At 60.8% G+C, this 18,442-nt stretch carries 17 protein-coding genes and 1 pseudogene; all 18 read left to right on the forward strand.

All coding sequences use genetic code 11. The annotated features are described in order from the left end of the window. The first annotated feature begins 659 nt into the window (after window positions 1-659). The gene (gene tssA, locus ACKLNA_RS08505; protein WP_085708828.1) at window positions 660-2,222 is read left to right on the forward strand and encodes a type VI secretion system protein TssA; all 1,563 of its coding nucleotides are present in this window, start codon (window positions 660-662) and stop codon (window positions 2,220-2,222) included. A 32-nt stretch (window positions 2,223-2,254) separates the two neighbouring features. Then, a complete protein-coding gene (tssB, locus tag ACKLNA_RS08510; protein ID WP_003229587.1) occupies window positions 2,255-2,758 on the forward strand; it encodes a type VI secretion system contractile sheath small subunit in 504 nt (167 codons plus the stop codon). Between the two features lie 28 nt (window positions 2,759-2,786). Then, the gene (gene tssC, locus ACKLNA_RS08515) at window positions 2,787-4,262 is read left to right on the forward strand and encodes a type VI secretion system contractile sheath large subunit (RefSeq protein ID WP_007954371.1); all 1,476 of its coding nucleotides are present in this window, start codon (window positions 2,787-2,789) and stop codon (window positions 4,260-4,262) included. A 9-nt stretch (window positions 4,263-4,271) separates the two neighbouring features. Next, on the forward strand, window positions 4,272-4,679 hold the full coding sequence (gene tssE, locus ACKLNA_RS08520; RefSeq protein WP_102688426.1) for a type VI secretion system baseplate subunit TssE: 408 nt from the start codon (window positions 4,272-4,274) through the stop codon (window positions 4,677-4,679). Window positions 4,680-4,690: 11 nt separating this feature from the next. After that, window positions 4,691-4,984, forward strand: a pseudogene (locus ACKLNA_RS08525) (PAAR domain-containing protein); the annotation flags it as partial. A gap of 1,108 nt (window positions 4,985-6,092) precedes the next feature. Next, on the forward strand, window positions 6,093-6,476 hold the full coding sequence (locus tag ACKLNA_RS08530) for a hypothetical protein (RefSeq protein WP_408985621.1): 384 nt from the start codon (window positions 6,093-6,095) through the stop codon (window positions 6,474-6,476). After that, a complete protein-coding gene (locus tag ACKLNA_RS08535; protein ID WP_408985622.1) occupies window positions 6,473-6,880 on the forward strand; it encodes a hypothetical protein in 408 nt (135 codons plus the stop codon). The genes ACKLNA_RS08530 and ACKLNA_RS08535 overlap by 4 nt, the downstream gene beginning before the upstream one ends. After that, window positions 6,877-7,281, forward strand: coding sequence for a hypothetical protein (locus ACKLNA_RS08540; RefSeq protein ID WP_408985623.1), 405 nt, complete (start codon window positions 6,877-6,879; stop codon window positions 7,279-7,281). Before ACKLNA_RS08535 ends, ACKLNA_RS08540 begins: the two co-directional genes overlap by 4 nt. Next, window positions 7,278-7,721, forward strand: a complete 444-nt coding sequence (locus ACKLNA_RS08545) for a hypothetical protein (RefSeq protein ID WP_408985624.1) — start codon at window positions 7,278-7,280, stop codon at window positions 7,719-7,721. Before ACKLNA_RS08540 ends, ACKLNA_RS08545 begins: the two co-directional genes overlap by 4 nt. A gap of 17 nt (window positions 7,722-7,738) precedes the next feature. Beyond that, window positions 7,739-8,167, forward strand: coding sequence for a hypothetical protein (locus ACKLNA_RS08550; RefSeq protein WP_408985871.1), 429 nt, complete (start codon window positions 7,739-7,741; stop codon window positions 8,165-8,167). 27 nt (window positions 8,168-8,194) lie between these two features. Further along, window positions 8,195-9,982, forward strand: coding sequence for a type VI secretion system baseplate subunit TssF (gene tssF / locus ACKLNA_RS08555; RefSeq protein ID WP_007954380.1), 1,788 nt, complete (start codon window positions 8,195-8,197; stop codon window positions 9,980-9,982). Next, entirely contained in the window at window positions 9,946-10,953 is a 1,008-nt protein-coding gene (gene tssG, locus ACKLNA_RS08560; protein ID WP_085708833.1) for a type VI secretion system baseplate subunit TssG, read from the forward strand. The genes tssF and tssG overlap by 37 nt, the downstream gene beginning before the upstream one ends. A gap of 11 nt (window positions 10,954-10,964) precedes the next feature. Beyond that, window positions 10,965-13,622, forward strand: coding sequence for a type VI secretion system ATPase TssH (tssH, locus tag ACKLNA_RS08565; RefSeq protein WP_408985625.1), 2,658 nt, complete (start codon window positions 10,965-10,967; stop codon window positions 13,620-13,622). A gap of 10 nt (window positions 13,623-13,632) precedes the next feature. Beyond that, on the forward strand, window positions 13,633-15,153 hold the full coding sequence (locus ACKLNA_RS08570) for a sigma-54 interaction domain-containing protein (protein WP_408985626.1): 1,521 nt from the start codon (window positions 13,633-13,635) through the stop codon (window positions 15,151-15,153). Window positions 15,154-15,246: 93 nt separating this feature from the next. Next, window positions 15,247-15,387, forward strand: coding sequence for a hypothetical protein (locus ACKLNA_RS08575; RefSeq protein WP_003229566.1), 141 nt, complete (start codon window positions 15,247-15,249; stop codon window positions 15,385-15,387). Window positions 15,388-15,405: 18 nt separating this feature from the next. Beyond that, window positions 15,406-16,599, forward strand: a complete 1,194-nt coding sequence (gene tagH / locus ACKLNA_RS08580) for a type VI secretion system-associated FHA domain protein TagH (RefSeq protein WP_085708836.1) — start codon at window positions 15,406-15,408, stop codon at window positions 16,597-16,599. Between the two features lie 5 nt (window positions 16,600-16,604). Then, window positions 16,605-17,105, forward strand: coding sequence for a type VI secretion system lipoprotein TssJ (gene tssJ / locus ACKLNA_RS08585; protein WP_134828525.1), 501 nt, complete (start codon window positions 16,605-16,607; stop codon window positions 17,103-17,105). A gap of 2 nt (window positions 17,106-17,107) precedes the next feature. Further along, window positions 17,108-18,439 carry a type VI secretion system baseplate subunit TssK gene (tssK, locus tag ACKLNA_RS08590; RefSeq protein ID WP_085708838.1) on the forward strand — a complete coding sequence of 444 codons (1,332 nt, stop codon included), beginning with the start codon at window positions 17,108-17,110 and terminating at the stop codon, window positions 18,437-18,439. Window positions 18,440-18,442: the final 3 nt, after the last annotated feature.

The following is an 18,442-nucleotide window of genomic DNA, read 5'->3' on the forward strand; positions in this document are numbered from 1 at the left end:
GCGCACGCGAACATTGCCCGGCACGCTAACAAGGCGTGAAACAAATTTATGTAAGAAGAGTCCCTGGTTTAAGTCGGAACATTCCGCGTTGTAAAACAGCGCCAGGGTTGTGGGAAATGCCTGTGGGAATGTGATTCAAGGCGATAAAGAGCCGCTGCGATAGTCCTGTCTGTGCAGGTATTCCAAAAATATTCAACATATGAATTGCCATCAGTTTGATGGCACTTTTATTGTTTGCAGTTGTCGCCAGTCATTTGTTAATAGATGAGCGTGTATTTTCGGAAGCGTCCTACTTCAAATTTTTTCCGGTTTTGTCATGCTTCCATCCGTATTTATGGAACGGCCGTGCCATCACTCTTGCTGGCTTTCACTGGGCGCTCTAGATCAATGCTTACGGGGCAGGAGGCCGAAAATGCGAAATATAAACCGATATCAGGGAAACCCCTGCGACATATAGGGCGATCTCCTACACACCCCAATGAACAGTTCGTCTTGTTGTTTAATCGGATGCTTGCTAGTGGCCATCATAGTGATTACGATGCGCGCACTTGAAAGAGCACATACTCAATTGGATGAGTCTTCACACTGCTCTTCGATACTGTCCCCGCGCCGCTGCAACTCCAATAGGCGTACGACCGTAATCCAAATAAAGGCCATGGATGTCCTACTCAAGCAAACTTTCCGCCCATTACCTCGAACTCGCTAAAGTCTCTGTTTCCAAAGAGAATTTTGCGGGCGAAGACGTTCGTTTCTCGAGCGAATTCGAGGCGCTGGAAAGCGAGCTGGCCAAAGCCTCGTCGATGCACGAAAGCGGGCAGGTCGACTGGCTGAAAATCCGCGAAAACAGCGAAAACCTGCTGCGTACCCAATCCAAGGATTTGCGGGTCGGCGCCTGGCTGACCTGGTCGCTGTACCAGCGTGAATCCTTCCCCGGACTGCTCGCCGGCCTCGGTTTGCTGCACCACTTGTCGGAAAATAATTGGGCCGACGTTCACCCGCTCAAGCCCCGTACCCGGGCCGCCGCCATCGGCTGGCTGGTACCGCGTCTGGAGCAGGTGATCACCGAGAACATCGCGATCAAGGAACAACTGCCGATGTTCCGGCAGTTGTCCGAGCACCTGTCCGGTCTCGACGCGGCCTGCACCGAGCATCTGGGCGATGATGCGCCGCTGCTGCTGCCGCTCTCCCGCCGCCTGAAAACCATGATCCAGCGCGCCGCCGACAACCAGCCGGCCCCCGGCGTCGTGGGCGCGGCGGTGGCGCAGGTCAAACAGGCCGCCAGTCAGCTGTTGGCGCCGGGCGCGCCGATCGATAACGAGAAAGAAGCCCACAAGGCCCTCCGCGCCCAGCAGGAGAGCGCCCGCCCACTTTGCGCCTGGTGGCTCAAGCAGAAAGCCACCGACCTGCGCGCCCTGCGCCTCAACCGCACCTTGCTGTGGATGACCATCGACGCAGTGCCCGAGCGCAACGCCGAGCAGATCACCGTGCTGCGGGGGTTGCCGGTCGACAAGCTCAAGCAGTATCAGGACCGTTTTGACCAAGGCAAATACGCCGACCTGCTGGTAGAGCTGGAGGCGAGCCTGGCGAAGGCGCCGTTCTGGTTCGATGGCCAGAGGATGGTCTGGGAATGCCTCCAGAACCTCAACGCCGAGCTGGCCATGCGCGAAGTGGAAATCCACTTCGCGCTTTTGATTCAGCGCCTGCCCGGCATCATCGAGCTGCGTTTCCACGACGGCGCGCCCTTCGCCGATCCGTCCACCCGGGCGTGGATCGCGGGCAACGTCATGCCGCACCTGCAAAGCGCCAGCGCGCCGCGCAAGGTCGAAAACGAGAACGTCGAAACCCAGCCCGCCTGGGAAAAGGCCCTGGAAGAAGTCCAGCCGATCCTGCGCAAGGAAGGCCTCAAGCCAGCGGTGCAGATCCTCAAGCAAGGATTGCAGTCCGCCCATGGTGGCCGCGAACGCTTCTTCTGGCAGTTCGCCCTCGCGCGGCTGTGCTTTCTGGCCAAGAAATACGAACTCGCCAAGAACCAGCTCGAAACCCTCGATCAGACATTACAGGACTCAGGCCTGCACGCCTGGGAGCCCGATCTTGCATTGGAAGTGCTGCACCTGCTGCACAGTTGCTGCGAGTTGCTGCCGCAGAACCATGCCGTACGTGAACGCAAGGAAGAGATTTATCGCAGGCTGTGCCACCTCGACCTCGAAGTGGTACTCGAATAGGCCCCAGGGCCACAACCGCAAGGAGAAAAGCCATGGCCAAAGAAGGCTCGGTAGCCCCCAAGGAACGCATCAACGTCACCTTCAAACCCGCCACCGGCGGTGCTCAGGAAGAGATTGAACTGCCGCTGAAGCTGCTGGCAATCGGTGACTACACCCACCGCAAGGACGATCGCAAGATCGAGGATCGCAAGCCGATCAGCATCGACAAGATGACCTTCGACGAAGTGCTGGCCAAGCAAGAGCTGGGTCTGACGCTGAGCGTGCCGAACCGTCTGCAGGAAGATGGCGAGGCCGACGAGCTGGCCGTGCAACTGCGCGTCAACTCCATGAAGGACTTCAACCCGGCCAGCCTGGTCGAGCAAGTGCCTGAGCTGAAAAAACTGATGGAACTGCGCGATGCGCTGGTGGCCCTCAAAGGCCCGCTGGGTAACGCACCTGCGTTCCGTAAAGCCATCGAAGGCGTGCTCGCCGACGACGAATCCCGCGGTCGCGTACTCGGTGAGCTGGGCCTGAACGCCGCAGCCCCGGACGCCTGAGCCCACAGCAGCCAAGGAAGCCAACACAATGAGCACTAGCGCAGCACAACAGAACGCCGCCGAAAACGGCGAATACAGCATTCTCGACAGCATCATCGCCGAAACCCGCCTGACGCCGGACGACGAAGCCTACGACATCGCCAAGCGCGGTGTGTCGGCGTTCATCGAAGAGCTGCTCAAGCCGCAGAACAACGGTGAGCCGGTCAAGAAAGCCATGGTTGACCGCATGATCGCCGAGATCGATGCCAAGCTCAGCCGTCAGATGGACGAAATCCTGCACCACCCGGACTTCCAGGCGCTGGAATCGTCGTGGCGTGGCCTGCAACTGCTGGTCGACCGCACCAACTTCCGCGAAAACATCAAGATCGAAATCCTCAACGTCTCCAAGGACGACCTGCTGGACGACTTCGAAGATTCGCCGGAAGTGATGCAGTCGGGCCTGTACAAGCACATCTACACCGCTGAATACGGCCAGTTCGGTGGTCAGCCGGTTGGCGCGATCATCGCCAACTACTACCTGTCCCCAAGCTCGCCGGACGTGAAACTGATGCAGTACGTGTCCAGCGTAGCCTGCATGTCCCACGCGCCGTTCATCGCCGCTGCCGGCCCGAAATTCTTCGGTCTGGAAAGCTTCACCGGCCTGCCGGACCTGAAGGATCTGAAAGATCACTTCGAAGGCCCGCAATTCACCAAATGGCAGAGCTTCCGTACCTCGGAAGACTCCCGCTACGTTGGCCTGACCGTTCCGCGTTTCCTGCTGCGTAACCCGTACGATCCGGAAGAGAACCCAGTCAAATCGTTCGTGTACAAGGAAAACGTTGCCAACAGCCACGAGCACTACCTGTGGGGCAACACCGCTTACGCGTTCGGCACCAAGCTGACCGACAGCTTCGCCAAGTTCCGCTGGTGCCCGAACATCATCGGCCCGCAGAGCGGTGGCGCGGTTGAAGACCTGCCTCTGCACCACTTCGAAAGCATGGGCGAAATCGAAACCAAGATTCCTACCGAGGTTCTGGTTTCCGACCGTCGTGAATACGAACTGGCCGAGGAAGGCTTCATCTCCCTGACCATGCGTAAAGGCTCCGACAACGCGGCGTTCTTCTCCGCAAGCTCCGTGCAGAAGCCGAAGTTCTTCGGCATCAGCGCAGAAGGCAAGGCTGCAGAGCTGAACTACAAACTCGGCACCCAACTGCCGTACATGATGATCGTCAACCGCCTGGCTCACTACCTGAAAGTGCTGCAGCGCGAGCAACTCGGTTCGTGGAAAGAGCGTACCGACCTCGAGCTGGAACTGAACAAGTGGATCCGCCAGTACGTGGCCGACCAGGAAAACCCGAGCGCCGAAGTACGTGGCCGTCGTCCGCTGCGCGCTGCGCAAGTGATCGTCAGCGACGTTGAAGGCGAGCCGGGCTGGTACCGCGTCAGCCTGAACGTGCGTCCGCACTTCAAGTACATGGGTGCCGATTTCACCCTGTCGCTGGTTGGCAAGCTGGACAAAGAGTAAGAGCGACTCATGGACGGATACGGCAGCCTTTTCGAACGCCTCAACGGCGACGCGGAACTACGCAAGGGCAAGAGCCTCGAGGCTTCTGCCATGGCGTCGGTGGCTGCCCATCTGGCCAAAATGCTCAGCACCCGGGCCGGCAGCGTGCAAACGCTGTCCGACTACGGGTTGCCCGATCTCAATGACATGCGCCTGAGCCTGCACGACTCCCTGAGTCAGGCCCGCCTGGCCATCGAAAGCTTCATCGAAGCCTACGAACCGCGCCTGAGCAACGTGCGTGTCATTTCCCTGCCGCGAGACCACGACCAGCTCCGCCTGGCCTTCAGCATCGAAGGCCTGCTGGAAGTCGAGGGCTTCAAGCGTCAGGTCAGTTTCGCCGCGCGCCTGGATGGCAGCGGTCAAGTGAAGGTCACCTAAGGAGAACCCCGATGTCTGGCAAACCTGCAGCACGTGTATCCGACCCCACCGCTTGCCCGCTCCCCGGCCACGGCACCAACCCGATTGCCGCCGGCTCCGGCGACGTATTCTTCGACGGCCTGCCGGCGGCCCGCCAGGGCGATGCCTCGGCGTGTGGCAGTGCATTGGTCGGCGACCTTGCGACCACGGTTCTGATCAATGGCAAGCCAGCTGCCACCGTAGGTTCAGTCGGGGCCCATGGCAACAAGGTCACTGCGGGCTCCGGGACGGTAATCATCGGGAATTCGCATACGCCTGCACCGTTTTCGGGGCTTGCTGCCGTTGCGGTCGCCGCTGCTCTGGAATACCGACTGGGTCTGAAGTCGGGTGGCAACTCGGTTTTGACTCCGTTGGAAATACCGGACTTCGATGAACTGAAGTCCGGAACATCGAAAAACCGCGAACTGGTCGACTTCGTCGTCGAGAACCGGATGGATACGGCAGACAGTGTGAAGCTGGAAGTGCTGGACGGCGAAAAGCCGGTCTACACCGAAGCCAATACCGCCCCGTTCTTGCCCCCTGGCAAGCACCCGTGGCAATGGGATGGGTACGACACTGCCGGCATCCTCGACACCAAAATCCTGAAAAGCCCGAACCTCAAAATTCGTCTGACCGCGACCGGAGCGGGCAAGCAGCAAGTCACCGAAGTGAAGCTCACTTGTTCGGCTGAAGAGGTGAAGTGGGTCGATGCGCGTATTGATCGCAATGCCAAGACCGTAGAAGTGACGCTGCGCCCGAGCTTCTCGGATGGTGGCAGCAGTGGTTCTACGCCCGGCCTGGTGCCTACGCCGTTCAGCACTTTGCTGGGTTGGGCCAAAGAAGGCATCGAATTGTATTGGTCACGCAATGGTTCGCGCGGCGGTGGTATTGCCGAAGGGATCACCACCAGCAAAGGGGTCTACAAAGTCACGGTCAAGGCCGAGGTCAACGTCGAGCCCAAGGCCGGGAACTTCCCGTTGATTGACTCGTTGTCAGCGGACTTCGGTCGTTCGACCAGCCTGGCAATTGCCCGGAAGGTTTACCACAACGCCGGCTATGCGTATGACAGCTACGTAGTTCAACGACGCCGAACTTTAGAGTTCGCGAAAGATATTGCCAAAGAGGAGTTCAAGGAAACGTCCGCCCATGAGTTTGGCCATCTGATTCTCAATGAATACGGTGGAGGACTCATCCCGAATTATTCGTGGACTCACAAAGAAACCTCCACATTGATGCAAAACCCCAAAGACAACCATCCGACGCCGAACGCCGGTGAGGTGGATGTCATGCATTACTTCAGTAGTTACACACAGTCCGCCGCCGATCTGCAAAAGCGTATGGCGGCGTCTGAACAGGATGTAAAGAGTCTGCTATGGCTGGCGAGGGTCGAGTTCGATGACTAGGTCGGTCGGTCTCATCCTGCCGTTCGTTTCCCTTTACGGCTGCGCGGCTCAGCAGGTCTACAACAACCACGTATACATCGAAAACCGATGTGGTCAGCTCTTGGAGTTGAAGGTTTCCAACAGCTCCAACATGCATACGCTCGATCGCAACATGACTGCTCTGGCGGGGTCCCGTGCTTTGGTTGCAAGTTTTGTTTCCTATGGCGAGGACGTTATTGAGCAGGTTCCGAATCACTATTTGCTGACAATCAATGATACCGCTGGCAGTAAGACCATTAACTCAAGTGAGTTGAAGCGGCAGTTGATTGGCGCGCAGAAGATCAGTGAAGGGACTCAGCGCGAGTGGACGGTCAGGGAGGCATCGATTTGTCCATGAAACAGCCAATGAAGAGTTTTATGTTGCGAGGGGGTGGCCTTTTCGCGTGCTTCGTTTCGCTAATGGCATGCGCTGCACAGCAGGTCTATCGCAATGACGTGTACCTGCAGAACACTTGTGGAGTACCGCTGGAGCTGACGTTGGCAAATGACTCCAACTACGACGATCAACCGCGTAGCTTCGCGTTGGCTCCGAATGAGCGCAGCTCCGTCGCCAACTATCAATCCTTCGGCGAAGACGTATTGGGTCAGATCAGTGACCAATACAGCCTGATGCTTAAAAGTCCGGCCGCGACTAAAACCATCGACGCGCAGACATTGCGAAAAGCCTTGGCGAGCATAGAAAAAATAGAAGAAAGGGGTGTTCGTTCATGGACGGTCGATAACGGGGCTTTCTGCCCATGAAGCGCTTTTTTCGGATCGGCTCCAAGAAGCTCAGTGCCTGGCAATGCCTTGTAGCTTTTCTCAGCTCGGTCGGTTTGCTGGCGATTCTGGTCGGCCTTGCGTTGTTGTTGCGAATGGAACACTCCACCGAGCCCAAGCTGTTCGCCCATCCCAATGCTCTGTGGATCGGTGCCGAAGATGGCGGGGCATTCGTTGAAATTACCAGGAGCGAGGCACCGGACTACTACGTTGAGATCCGCCACGAGGGTGGTGGAATGTGGACCGAAGGTTGGATTCGTTACGGCACCCGAGACAGCTATCCGCTCAGCGCCGCAGCTGTCGGCGGCTACGATGGCGTCGAGCTCTATCTGTACACGGGCGTCGTGATCACGCCGCAAAAACAGGGAATTGCGCAGCGATGAATATCTACGTGCGCCTTGCTCTGTGTCTGGTGATTCACGCGGTGGGATGCGTGGCCTACGTTTTTTTGAACAACGCAGTCGTTGTGGCCTACAAGGCGTTTAACGGCGGATTTACCTCTCGTGGGGTGGCGATCGGTATTGCTCACTACATGTTCATCTACATCTTTTTCGGGGTGAACGCGCTGGCCGCGATTATCCCGAAACTGTGGGTCAAGCTCGGCCTGTTCACACTAATGGTTGCCTGGATTCTGTTCATGATGGTGCCTGACAACCCACTACGAGCGCTGTTCTACACCGTGGCCCAGGGCGGGGTGACATTGCTGGCGATTCTGGCCACGCAGATCATTGAGCTGCGCCTGGAAAAGCGCGCTTTGACGCGGCAGGCATTGCCTGCGATTGCTTCGCAGGACGTGGTTTCGCAAATGAGGGCTTGCCCGTGATCGGTGTATCGAACCAGATGCCCATCCTCAGCCGCGCGCAGCTGAGTTTTTTCATGGGTGCCTTGTGGACGCCATTCTTGGCCACGCTGGCGTTTTCATCCTATGGCCTATGGATTGGCGAATATTCGACCTTCGATTCGTCCGAGACCCACTGGGTGTATCTGTTGTGGTTCGGTATGCCCGGGCTGTTGTTTGCGCTCTGGGTATCGCGGACCGCGAAGAGCCGAAATGAGCAACAGGCGGTACGAATGGTCTGGCTGGCACCGTTGAAGTTCCTCCCTTTCTACGCGGTGCCCTGGATGCTTTATGGCGTGTGCAGTCTGGTCGCCGGGCCGTTCGACAGTGCTTTCATGGCCTACGGCTGGATTCTGCTCGTGCCGTACCTCCTGATCGCCGGTTACTTCTGTGCCGGTCTGACGGTCGCGCTCTACAGGATATTTTTTTGATGAGTTCCACTACCAGGCAGGTAACCCGTGTCCTTTAACCACTACTACCAAAGCGAACTCACCGCACTGCGCCAACTGGGCCGCCGTTTCGCCGAGCGTAGTCCGGCGCTGGCGCCGTTCCTGGGGCAGGCCGGGCGGGATCCGGATGTGGAGCGGTTGCTGGAAGGCTTTGCGTTTCTGACCGGGCGCTTGCGCCAGAAGCTCGATGACGAGTTGCCGGAGCTCAGCCATTCGCTGATGCAGTTGCTGTGGCCGAACTACATGCGCCCGCTGCCGGCGTTCAGCATTCTGCAGTTCGATCCGCTCAAGCGTTCGGGGCCGGCGCTGAAGGTCGAGCGTGATACGCCGATTGAAAGCGTGCCCATCGAAGACGTGCGCTGCCGTTTCCGCACCTGCTACCCGACCGAAGTCATGGCGCTGGATCTGGCCGCGCTGAACTACTCGGTGAAGGGCGACGGTTCGTTGCTCAGCCTGCGCCTGGAGATGAGTGCCGACGGTCACCTCGGCGAACTGGAACTGAGCAAGCTGCGCCTGCACTTTGCCGGCGAGCGCTACATCAGCCAGATGCTCTACCTGAGCCTGCTGCGCAACCTCGACGGCATCGAACTGATCCCGCTCGACGGCGCCGGCAAGCCTATCGACGGTGTGAGCGGCAAACCGATGGCGTTCAAGATTCCGGGCGACCGCGTCAAGCCTGTGGGCTTTGCCGAAGAAGAAGCGTTGATCCCGTATCCGCTGAACACCTTCCGGGGCTATCGCTACCTGCAGGAATACTTCGCCTTTCAGGACAAGTTCCTGTTCGTCGATGTCCACGGCCTGGACATTCTCAAGGCGCTGCCGGAAGACACCCTCAAGCAGATGCGCGGCCTGGAATTGCGCTTCGACATCCGCAAGAGCGGCATCATGCGCATGCGTCCGACGACGGATAACGTGAAGCTGTTCTGCACGCCGATCGTCAACCTGTTCAAGCACGATGCACTGCCGATCCGCCTCGACGGCAAACAGGACGAATACCTGTTGCTGCCGGCGGAATTCGATCTGGAAAACTGCGGCGTGTTCTCGGTGGAAACCGTGACCGGCTGGAAACCCGGCGGCCTCGGTTATCAGGAATACGTGCCGTTCGAATCCTTCGAGCACGACCCGAGTTTCGACGTGCCCAACAGCCGTCCGCATTACAGCATCCGCCAGCGCTCGTCGTTGTTGCACGACGGCCTCGACACCTACCTGAGCTTCGGCATCCGCCACACCGAAGCCCACGAAACCCTGTCGATCGAGCTGGTCTGCACCAACCAGAACCTGCCACGCAAGCTCAAGCTCGGGCAGATCTGCATGGCCTGCGAAGAGACCCCGGAGTTCCTGAGTTTCCGCAACATCACCCCGGCCACTTCCAGTTTCGCGCCGCCGCTGAACCGTGACTTCCTGTGGAAGCTGATCAGCAACATGTCGCTCAACTATCTGTCGCTGGCCGACGTCAATGCGTTGAAGGTGATTCTCGAAACCTACGACCTGCCGCGCTACTACGACCAGCACGCGGAGAAGGTCAGCAAGCGCCTGCTCGGCGGTCTGAAACTGATCAAGCATCACCACGTCGACCGGTTGCACCGTGGCCTGCCGGTGCGCGGTCTGCGCACCGAACTGACCATCGACCCGGAAGGGTATATCGGTGAGGGCGACCTGTTCGTCTTCGCCTCGGTTCTCAACGAGTTTTTCGCGCTTTACGCCAGTCTCAATTCATTCCACGAGCTGCGGGTAAAAAGCACACAGGGAGAGGTGTACCAATGGACACCACGTATGGGCCTGCAGCCCCTGCTTTAAGCGGGCTGACGAAGGTAATACGCGAGTACTCGCTGTTTCAGGCCGTGCTGCTGGTGATCGACCGGCTGCGCGAGGCGCACCCGTACCTGAGCGAAGAGGATCTGTACGACCAGGTGGAGTTCCAGGCCAACCCGAGCCTCGGATTTCCGCGCAGCGATGTCGACCGCGTGGAGTTTTTCGAAGAGCACGGGCAGATGCGCGCGCGCCTGCGATTCAACCTGATCGGTCTGGTCGGTTCCGGTTCGCCGCTGCCGGCGTTCTACGGCGAACAGGCCTTGGGCGACAGTGAAGACGGCAACCCGACGCGCAATTTCCTCGATCTGTTCCACCATCGCCTGCAACGGCTGATGCTGCCGATCTGGCGCAAATACCGCTATCGCGCGAGCTTCCAGAGCGGCGCGGTCGACCCGTTTTCGTCGCAGCTGTTTGCGCTGATCGGCCTCGGTGGCGACGAGATTCGCCGGGCCAAGGAACTGAACTGGAAACGCCTGCTGCCGTACCTCGGCCTGCTCAGCCTGCGGGCCCACTCGGCGGCGCTGATCGAAGCGGTGCTGCGTTACTACTTCAAGCACGAAGACCTGGTCATCGAGCAGTGCATCGAGCGCCGTGTGGAGATTCTCGAAGAACAGCGCAACCGCCTCGGCTTCGCCAACAGCGTGCTGGGTGAAGACCTGGTGCTGGGCGAACACGTGCGCGACCGCAGCGGCAAGTTCCGCATTCACATCACCGAACTCGACTGGGAACGCTTCCACGAATTCCTGCCCATCGGTTTCGGTTACCAGCCGCTCTGCGCGCTGGTGCGGTTCACCTTGCGTGACCCGCTCGATTACGACATTCGCCTAGTGCTGCGCCCGGAAGAAATCCGCGAACTGCGCATTGGCGAGAAGAACGACTGTCGCCTGGGTTGGACCAGTTGGCTGGGCTGCGAAAAAGCAGACGGCGTGGTGACCCTGGGCAGCAAAATTCATTAAGGACGTGAGCCATGATCAACGTAGACCTGCAACAACTCATCCAGGCGCTGGACGCCGAAACCCGTCGCGATCTGGAGCGTTCGGCCGAGCGCTGCGTCGCCCGTGGCGGCAGCAAGATTCTGGTCGAAGACCTGATGCTCGGCCTGCTGGAGCGCCCGAACGGTCTGCTCTCCCGCGCGTTGCAGGATGCCGACGTTGACGCTGGCGAACTGAGCGCCGCGCTGCAATCGCGGGTCGAGCACAGCGCTTCGCGCAACCCGGTGTTCGCCCCGGAGCTGGTGCAATGGCTGCAGGACGCGCTGCTGGTGGCCAACCTTGAACTGGGCCAGACCTCGGTGGAAGACGCGGCGCTGATCCTCGCGCTGCTGCGCAACCCGATGCGCTACGCCGGCAGCCGCTACCAGCCATTGCTCGCCAAACTGAACATCGATCGCCTGAAAGAATTTGCCCTGTCGCAACAGCCTCAGGCCGCGGCCAACGGCAAACCGGCCGCCCAGGGCGAATCGCTGCTGGAGCGCTTCACCCACAACCTGACCCAACAGGCCCGCGACGGCAAACTCGACCCGGTGCTGTGCCGCGATGGCGCGATCCGCCAGATGGTCGACATCCTCGCCCGTCGCCGCAAGAACAACCCGATCGTGGTCGGTGAAGCCGGTGTCGGTAAAACCGCCATCGTCGAAGGCCTGGCCTCGCGCATCGCCGCCGGTGAAGTGCCGCAGGTCTTGAAAGGCGTTGAACTGTTGTCGCTGGACATGGGCCTGTTGCAGGCCGGCGCCAGCGTCAAAGGTGAATTCGAACGTCGTCTGAAAGGCGTGATCGACGAGGTCAAAGCCTCGCCGAAACCGATCATCCTGTTCATCGACGAAGCCCATACCCTGATCGGCGCGGGCGGCAATGCCGGCGGTTCCGACGCGGCCAACCTGCTGAAACCGGCGCTGGCCCGTGGCGAACTGCGCACCATCGCTGCGACCACCTGGGCCGAGTACAAGAAATACTTCGAGAAAGACCCGGCGCTGGCCCGTCGTTTCCAGCCGGTTCAACTGCACGAACCGACCGTGAACGAAGCGGTGACCATCCTCCGTGGCCTGGCTCAGGTCTACGAGAAGAGCCACGGCATCTACCTGCGCGATGACGCGGTGGTGTCGGCAGCGGAACTGTCCGCCCGTTACCTGGCCGGCCGGCAACTGCCGGACAAGGCCGTCGATGTGCTCGACACCGCCTGTGCCCGCGTACGCATCAGCCTCGCCGCCGCCCCGGAAAGCCTGGAGCGCCTGCGTGGCGAGCTGGCGGAAGGTGGCCGTCAGCGTCAGGCCCTACGCCGCGACGCCGAAGCCGGTCTGCTGATCGACCACGAAGCGCTGGAGGCACTGGAAGCGCGTCTGGACGAAGCCGAAACCGAAATGGTCGCACTGGAAACCCTGTGGACCGAGCAGAAACAACTGGCCGAGCGCCTGCTGGAACTGCGTCAGCAACTGGCCAAGGCCCGTGAAGCGGCGGCAGTCGAGCCGACAGTGACTGTTGAAGAAGACGCCGAAGGCACGGTGATCGAAACCGTTGCCGCTGAGGTTGAAGAAGGCCAAAGCGTCGAAGCGCTGGAAGCGCAACTCAACGAAACCCACAGCGCCCTGACCGCCGCTCAGGTCAAGGAGCGGCTGGTCAGCTTCGAAGTCTGCCCGCGTCTGGTGGCCGAAGTGATCAGCGCCTGGACCGGCGTGCCGCTGGCGCAACTGGCCCGCGAACACAACGCCAAGGTCGCAAGCTTCGCCACCGACCTGCGCACCCGCATTCGTGGTCAGGAACAAGCCGTGCACGCACTGGATCGCTCGATGCGCGCCACCGCTGCCGGCCTCAACAAGCCAGATGCACCGGTCGGCGTGTTCCTGCTGGTCGGCCCGAGCGGCGTCGGCAAGACCGAAACCGCATTGGCGCTCGCCGACCTGCTGTATGGCGGCGACCGCTTCATCACCACCATCAACATGTCCGAGTTCCAGGAGAAGCACACCGTCTCCCGCCTGATCGGTGCACCGCCAGGCTACGTCGGTTACGGCGAGGGCGGCATGCTCACCGAAGCGGTGCGCCAGAAGCCGTACTCGGTGGTGCTGCTCGATGAAGTCGAAAAGGCCGACCCGGACGTGCTCAACCTGTTCTACCAAATCTTCGACAAAGGCGTGGCCAACGACGGCGAAGGTCGCGAGATCGACTTCCGCAATACGCTGATCCTGATGACCTCGAACCTGGGCAGCGACAAGATCAGCGACCTCTGCGAAGACGGCGCGCGGCCAACCGCCGAAGTGCTGGAAGAAACCATTCGCCCGGTGCTCAGCAAACACTTCAAACCGGCGCTGCTGGCGCGGATGAAAGTGGTGCCTTACTACCCGGTCGGTGGCCCGGTGCTGCGCGAACTGATCGAGATCAAACTCGGTCGTCTGGGCGAGCGCCTGAACCGCCGTCAGCTGGATTTCAGCTGGTGCCAGAACCTCGTCGATCACCTGTCCGAGCGCTGCACCCAGAGCGAAAGCGGTGCGCGCCTGATCGACCACTTGCTCGACCAGCACGTGCTGCCGCTGGTGGCCGACCGCTTGCTCGACGCCATGGCCACCGGTGAAAGCCTCAAGCGCGTGCATGCGACGCTCGATGGTGAAGCCAGCGTGACCTGCGAGTTCGCCTGAGGTGAGCGTGATGTTCACTCAAGTGCCGCAGCCACTGCTCTATGCCGAAGCGTTGCTGGCGCAGTTCGCCAGCCTGTCGCGTTCGGCGGACGGTGCTGCGCTGCTGGGTGACTTCGTGCGCGGCGTGGCCGGGTTGAGTGGCTGCGAACTGGCACAACTGTATCTGCTCGATGCCACCCACACGTGCCTGGGGATGAACGCCGAGTGCCTCGACGGCGTGTTGCAACCACGCGGCGCGGCGAGCCTGCCGGCGGACTACAACGGCGAGCAGTTGCTGCAGTTCGCCCTGTGCCAGAACCGCGTGGTGTGCCTCGACGACCTGGGCGGCAGCCTGCACGAAACCAGTTTCCTGCCGGCGTCGGCCACGCCGTGGCAGTCGCTGTTGTGCGTGCCGCTGGTCAATCAGCAAAAGGCCGTCGAGGGTCTGTTGCTGTGCGCCAGCCGTCGTCATACCGACCTGCAAGGCTTCGCCGATTCCCTCGGTCAACTCGGCTCCTTCGTGCTCGGCCAGTTGCATCTGCTGCAGCGCCTGCGCCAACCGGTGGACGCCGTTGCACCGGCGGTTCGCAGCGTGCCGAGCATCAGCGGCTACGGCCTGATCGGTAAAAGCGCGGCCATGCGCCAGACCTATTCGCTGATCAGCAAGGTCCTGCACAGCCCGTACACCGTGTTACTGCGCGGCGAAACCGGCACCGGCAAGGAAGTGGTCGCGCGGGCGATCCACGATTGCGGGCCGCGCCGGTCCCAGGCGTTCATCGTGCAGAACTGCGCGGCGTTCCCGGAAAACCTGCTGGAAAGCGAGCTGTTCGGCTATCGCAAAGGTGCGTTCACCGGTGCCGACCGCGACCGCGCCGGGCTGTTCGACGCGGCCAATGGCGGCACGCTGTTGCTCGATGAGATCGGCGACATGCCGCTGTCGCTGCAATCGAAACTGCTGCGCGTGTTGCAGGAGGGCGAGATCCGCCCGCTGGGTTCCAACGATACCCACAAGATCGACGTGCGCATCATTGCTGCGACGCACCGCGATCTGTCGGTGCTGGTCAGCGAAGGCAAATTCCGCGAGGACCTGTATTACCGCCTCGCGCAATTCCCGATTGTCCTGCCGGCCTTGCGTCAACGCGAAGGCGACATTCTCGATCTGGCGAAGCATTTCGCCGAGAAGGCCTGTGCCTATTTGCAGCGGGACCCGGTGCGCTGGTCCGACTCGGCGCTCGAGCATCTGTCCGGTTACACCTTTCCCGGCAACGTCCGTGAACTCAAGGCGCTGGTCGAGCGTGCCGTGCTGCTGTGCGAAGGAGGCGAGCTGCTGGCCGAGCATTTTGCCCTGCGCATGGAGCCGATGCTCGAGGACGACAGCAGCCTGAACCTGCGCGAACGCCTGGAGAAAGTCGAGCGCACGTTGCTGCTCGATTGCCTGCGCAAGAACGACGGCAACCAGACGCTCGCGGCCCGCGAACTGGGCCTTCCCCGACGCACGCTGCTGTATCGGCTCGGCCGCTTGAACATCAATCTGGGTGACTTCGATGGGTAGGCAAAAGTCCGTCGGTTTCACCTCGTCCGCTTCTATCAGCGCCGCCCGAAAGGGTCGGCGCTTTGTGCTTTGTCTACACCTGGAGACCCTCTGATGTCTGTTCGTCACTGGCACGCTGTCCTGCTGACCCTCGTCGTTCTATGCGGCCTCGGCGGCTGTAGCGGCAATTACAAATTCAACGATAACGATTACCGCCCATTGGGTGATCCGCAGGCGGTCAATCGCGGCAAGTGACCGCAAGGAGCATCAAACATGGAATTGGTTTTCGAAATGCTGAACACCAAGCAGTTCGTGCCCACCGAGCTGTGCCAGCGGACCTTCAAACAGGCCGGCGGCGTGATCGGGCGGGGCGAGGACTGCGACTGGATCATCCCTGACCGCAAGCGTCACTTGTCCAACCACCACGCGATCGTGAGTTATCGCGAGGGCACGTTCTTCCTGACCGACACCAGCAGCAACGGTGTTCAGGACGGCGACAGCGGCGCACGTCTGCACAAGGGCGAACCGGTGCGCATCGAGCACGGCAGCACCTACGTGCTGGGCGACTTCGAGATCCGTGCGCGGCTGGTGCGCGACCCGGCGACCTTCGACGGTGAAGCGGGTCTGCCACGGGCCGCCGGCACCATCATTCCGGACGACGCGTTCCTCGACCTCGACCCGCTGAAATCGCTGGAGCAGCAAGAGCGCGTGTACTCGGAATTCGAGGAAATGCTTGCGCCGACCACCGACCCGGAAGATTCCCGTCAGCGCGCCGACTATGCGCGCATCGACATGGAAAGCCTGATGGTGCCGGAGCTGATCGTCGAGCCCAAGCCGGAACCTGCGCCGGCACCGAAAGAAGTCGAGCGTCAGCCACAGGGTTTCTGGGATCACTTCGGTGCGGCACTGGGTGTCGATCTGAAAGGCCTGAGTCATGACGAGCGCGAGGCGCTGGCGGTCAATGCGGCACGTCTGTTGCGCCAGAGCATCGGCGGTCTGCAACAGAGTCTGCGCACCCGTTCCGAGCTTAAGAACGAATTGCGTCTGGCCCAGACCACCGTGCAAGGCACCAACAAGAACCCGCTGAAATTCGCCGTCGATCCGAGCGAAGCGCTGGACATCCTGTTGCAGCCGCACAAGCCGGGCCACTTGCCGGCCGAGCAGGCGATCTCCCGTGCGTTCCGCGACTTGCAGGCGCATCAGGTGGCGCTGCTGACCGCCAGCCGCGCAGCGGTGCGCGGCACCCTGGAGCACTTCTCGCCGGAGCAGTTGACCCTGCGTTTCGAGCGCGACAACAAGCCGTTGCTCGCCACTTCCGGTGGCCGCTGGAGAGCGTTCAACCGCTACCACCACGCGCTGCGTCAGGACGATGACTGGAGCGAGCGCCTGCTGGCCCGCGACTTCGCCCAGGCCTACGAAGAACAGATCCGCCTGATCTCCACCCTCCACACCGACCACCAAGGATGATGCGCATGTCTCGCCGCTCGACCGCTTTTTTCAAGACGCTGACCGCGCTCACCCTGATGGTGCTGCTCGCCGGTTGCTCGTCGCTGTCGCCGTATTCGAAAGTGACCAAGATCAACCTGAAACTGACCGGCAGCGATCAGCTGAACCCGGACCTCAACGGTCGTCCGTCGCCGATCGTGGTGCGCCTGTTCGAACTCAAGCACCCGGTGACCTTCGAGAACGCCGACTTCTTCAGCCTCTACGAGCGCGCCAAGGAATCCCTCAACCCGGATCTGGTGGCCAGCGAAGAACTCGAACTGCGCCCGGGTGAAACCGTGGAACTGAAACTCAGCGTGGAGGAGGGCAGCCGCTACATCGGCATCCTCGCCGCGTACCGTGACCTGCCGGAAACCAAATGGCGCCACACGTTCCCGATCACGCCGCTGGAAGTCACCGAAGCCGATCTGACCCTGGATCAGGCCGGTATCCGCAAGACCAACGAAGTGCTCGCCAAGGCGGATGACTGATCATGAATACCCATAAAGTCATCTGGCAGGAAGGCATGCTGCTGCGTCCGCAGCACTTCCAGCACAACGACCGCTACTACGATCACCAGATGAAGACCCGCACCCAGTTGCTGGGCGGCTACACCTGGGGTTTCCTGAATCTCGAGATCGACTTGCAGTTCCTCAACATGGGCAAACTGGTGATCAGTGAAGCCTCGGGGATTCTGCCGGACGGCAGCCTGTTCGAGCTCGGCGGCAACACCGAACCGCTGGCCCTGGACATTCCGCCGAACACCGGCAATACGCCGATTTACCTGGCGCTGCCGCTGGTTACCGGCAACCACATCGAGGCCCGCCGTCCGGAGCAGTCCGACGTGCTGGCGCGCTACACCGCCTATGAAACCGAAGTGGCCGACTCCAACGCCGGCGACGATTCGGCGAGCCAGGTCAAATGCGGTCGCCCGGACTTCAAGCTGTTGCTCGGCGAGCAACAGAGCGACCAGGCGTACGTGAAGCTGAAGATCTGCGACGTGCTCGACACCACGCCGGACGGCGTGATCAGCCTCGATCCGGATTTCGTGCCGACCTACATTCAGGCCCACGCGTCCAGCTACCTGCTGTCGTGCCTGAAAGAAGTGATCAGCATGCTCGGCCACCGGGGTGACACCATTGCCGAGCGCATTCGTTCGAACGGCAAGGTCGGTGGCGCGGAAATCGGCGACTTCATGATGCTGCAACTGATCAACCGCACCGAACTGCTGCTGCGCCACTACCTGGGCCTGGAGCAGGTTCACCCGGAAGAGTTGTACCGCACGCTGCTGACCATGCTCGGCGATCTGGCGACCTTCTCCAGCGACAGCAAACGCCCGCGTCTGGACAGCCGTTACTCCCACGCCGACCAGGGTGCGAGTTTCCGCAAACTGATGGAGTCGATCCGTCAGGTGTTGTCGATGGTGCTGGAACAGCACGCCATCGAACTGATCCTGCAGGCGCGTCAGTACGGGATCATCGTGTCGCCGCTGCACGACCACAAACTGCTGGGCTCGGCGTCGTTCGTGCTGGCAGCCAGTGCCAACTGCGACTCCGAAGAACTGCGCAACCGCTTGCCTGCGCACCTCAAGGTCGGCCCGGTGGAGCGCATCCGCCAACTGGTCAACCTGCACTTGCCGGGGATCAAGGTCAAACCGTTGCCGGTGGCCCCGCGGCAGATCGCGTTCCACTCCAACAAAACCTATTTCATCCTCGAACTCAGTTCCGAAGACCTGGCGCAACTCGAGCGCTCCGGCGGCTTCGCGTTCCACGTGTCCGGCGAATTCGCCGAGCTTGAACTGAAATTCTGGGCCATCAGGAACTGACCG

Origin of the sequence: Pseudomonas sp. UV AK001 (assembly GCF_046097675.1) — a bacterium.
In the GTDB taxonomy this organism is placed as follows: domain Bacteria; phylum Pseudomonadota; class Gammaproteobacteria; order Pseudomonadales; family Pseudomonadaceae; genus Aquipseudomonas; species Aquipseudomonas kribbensis.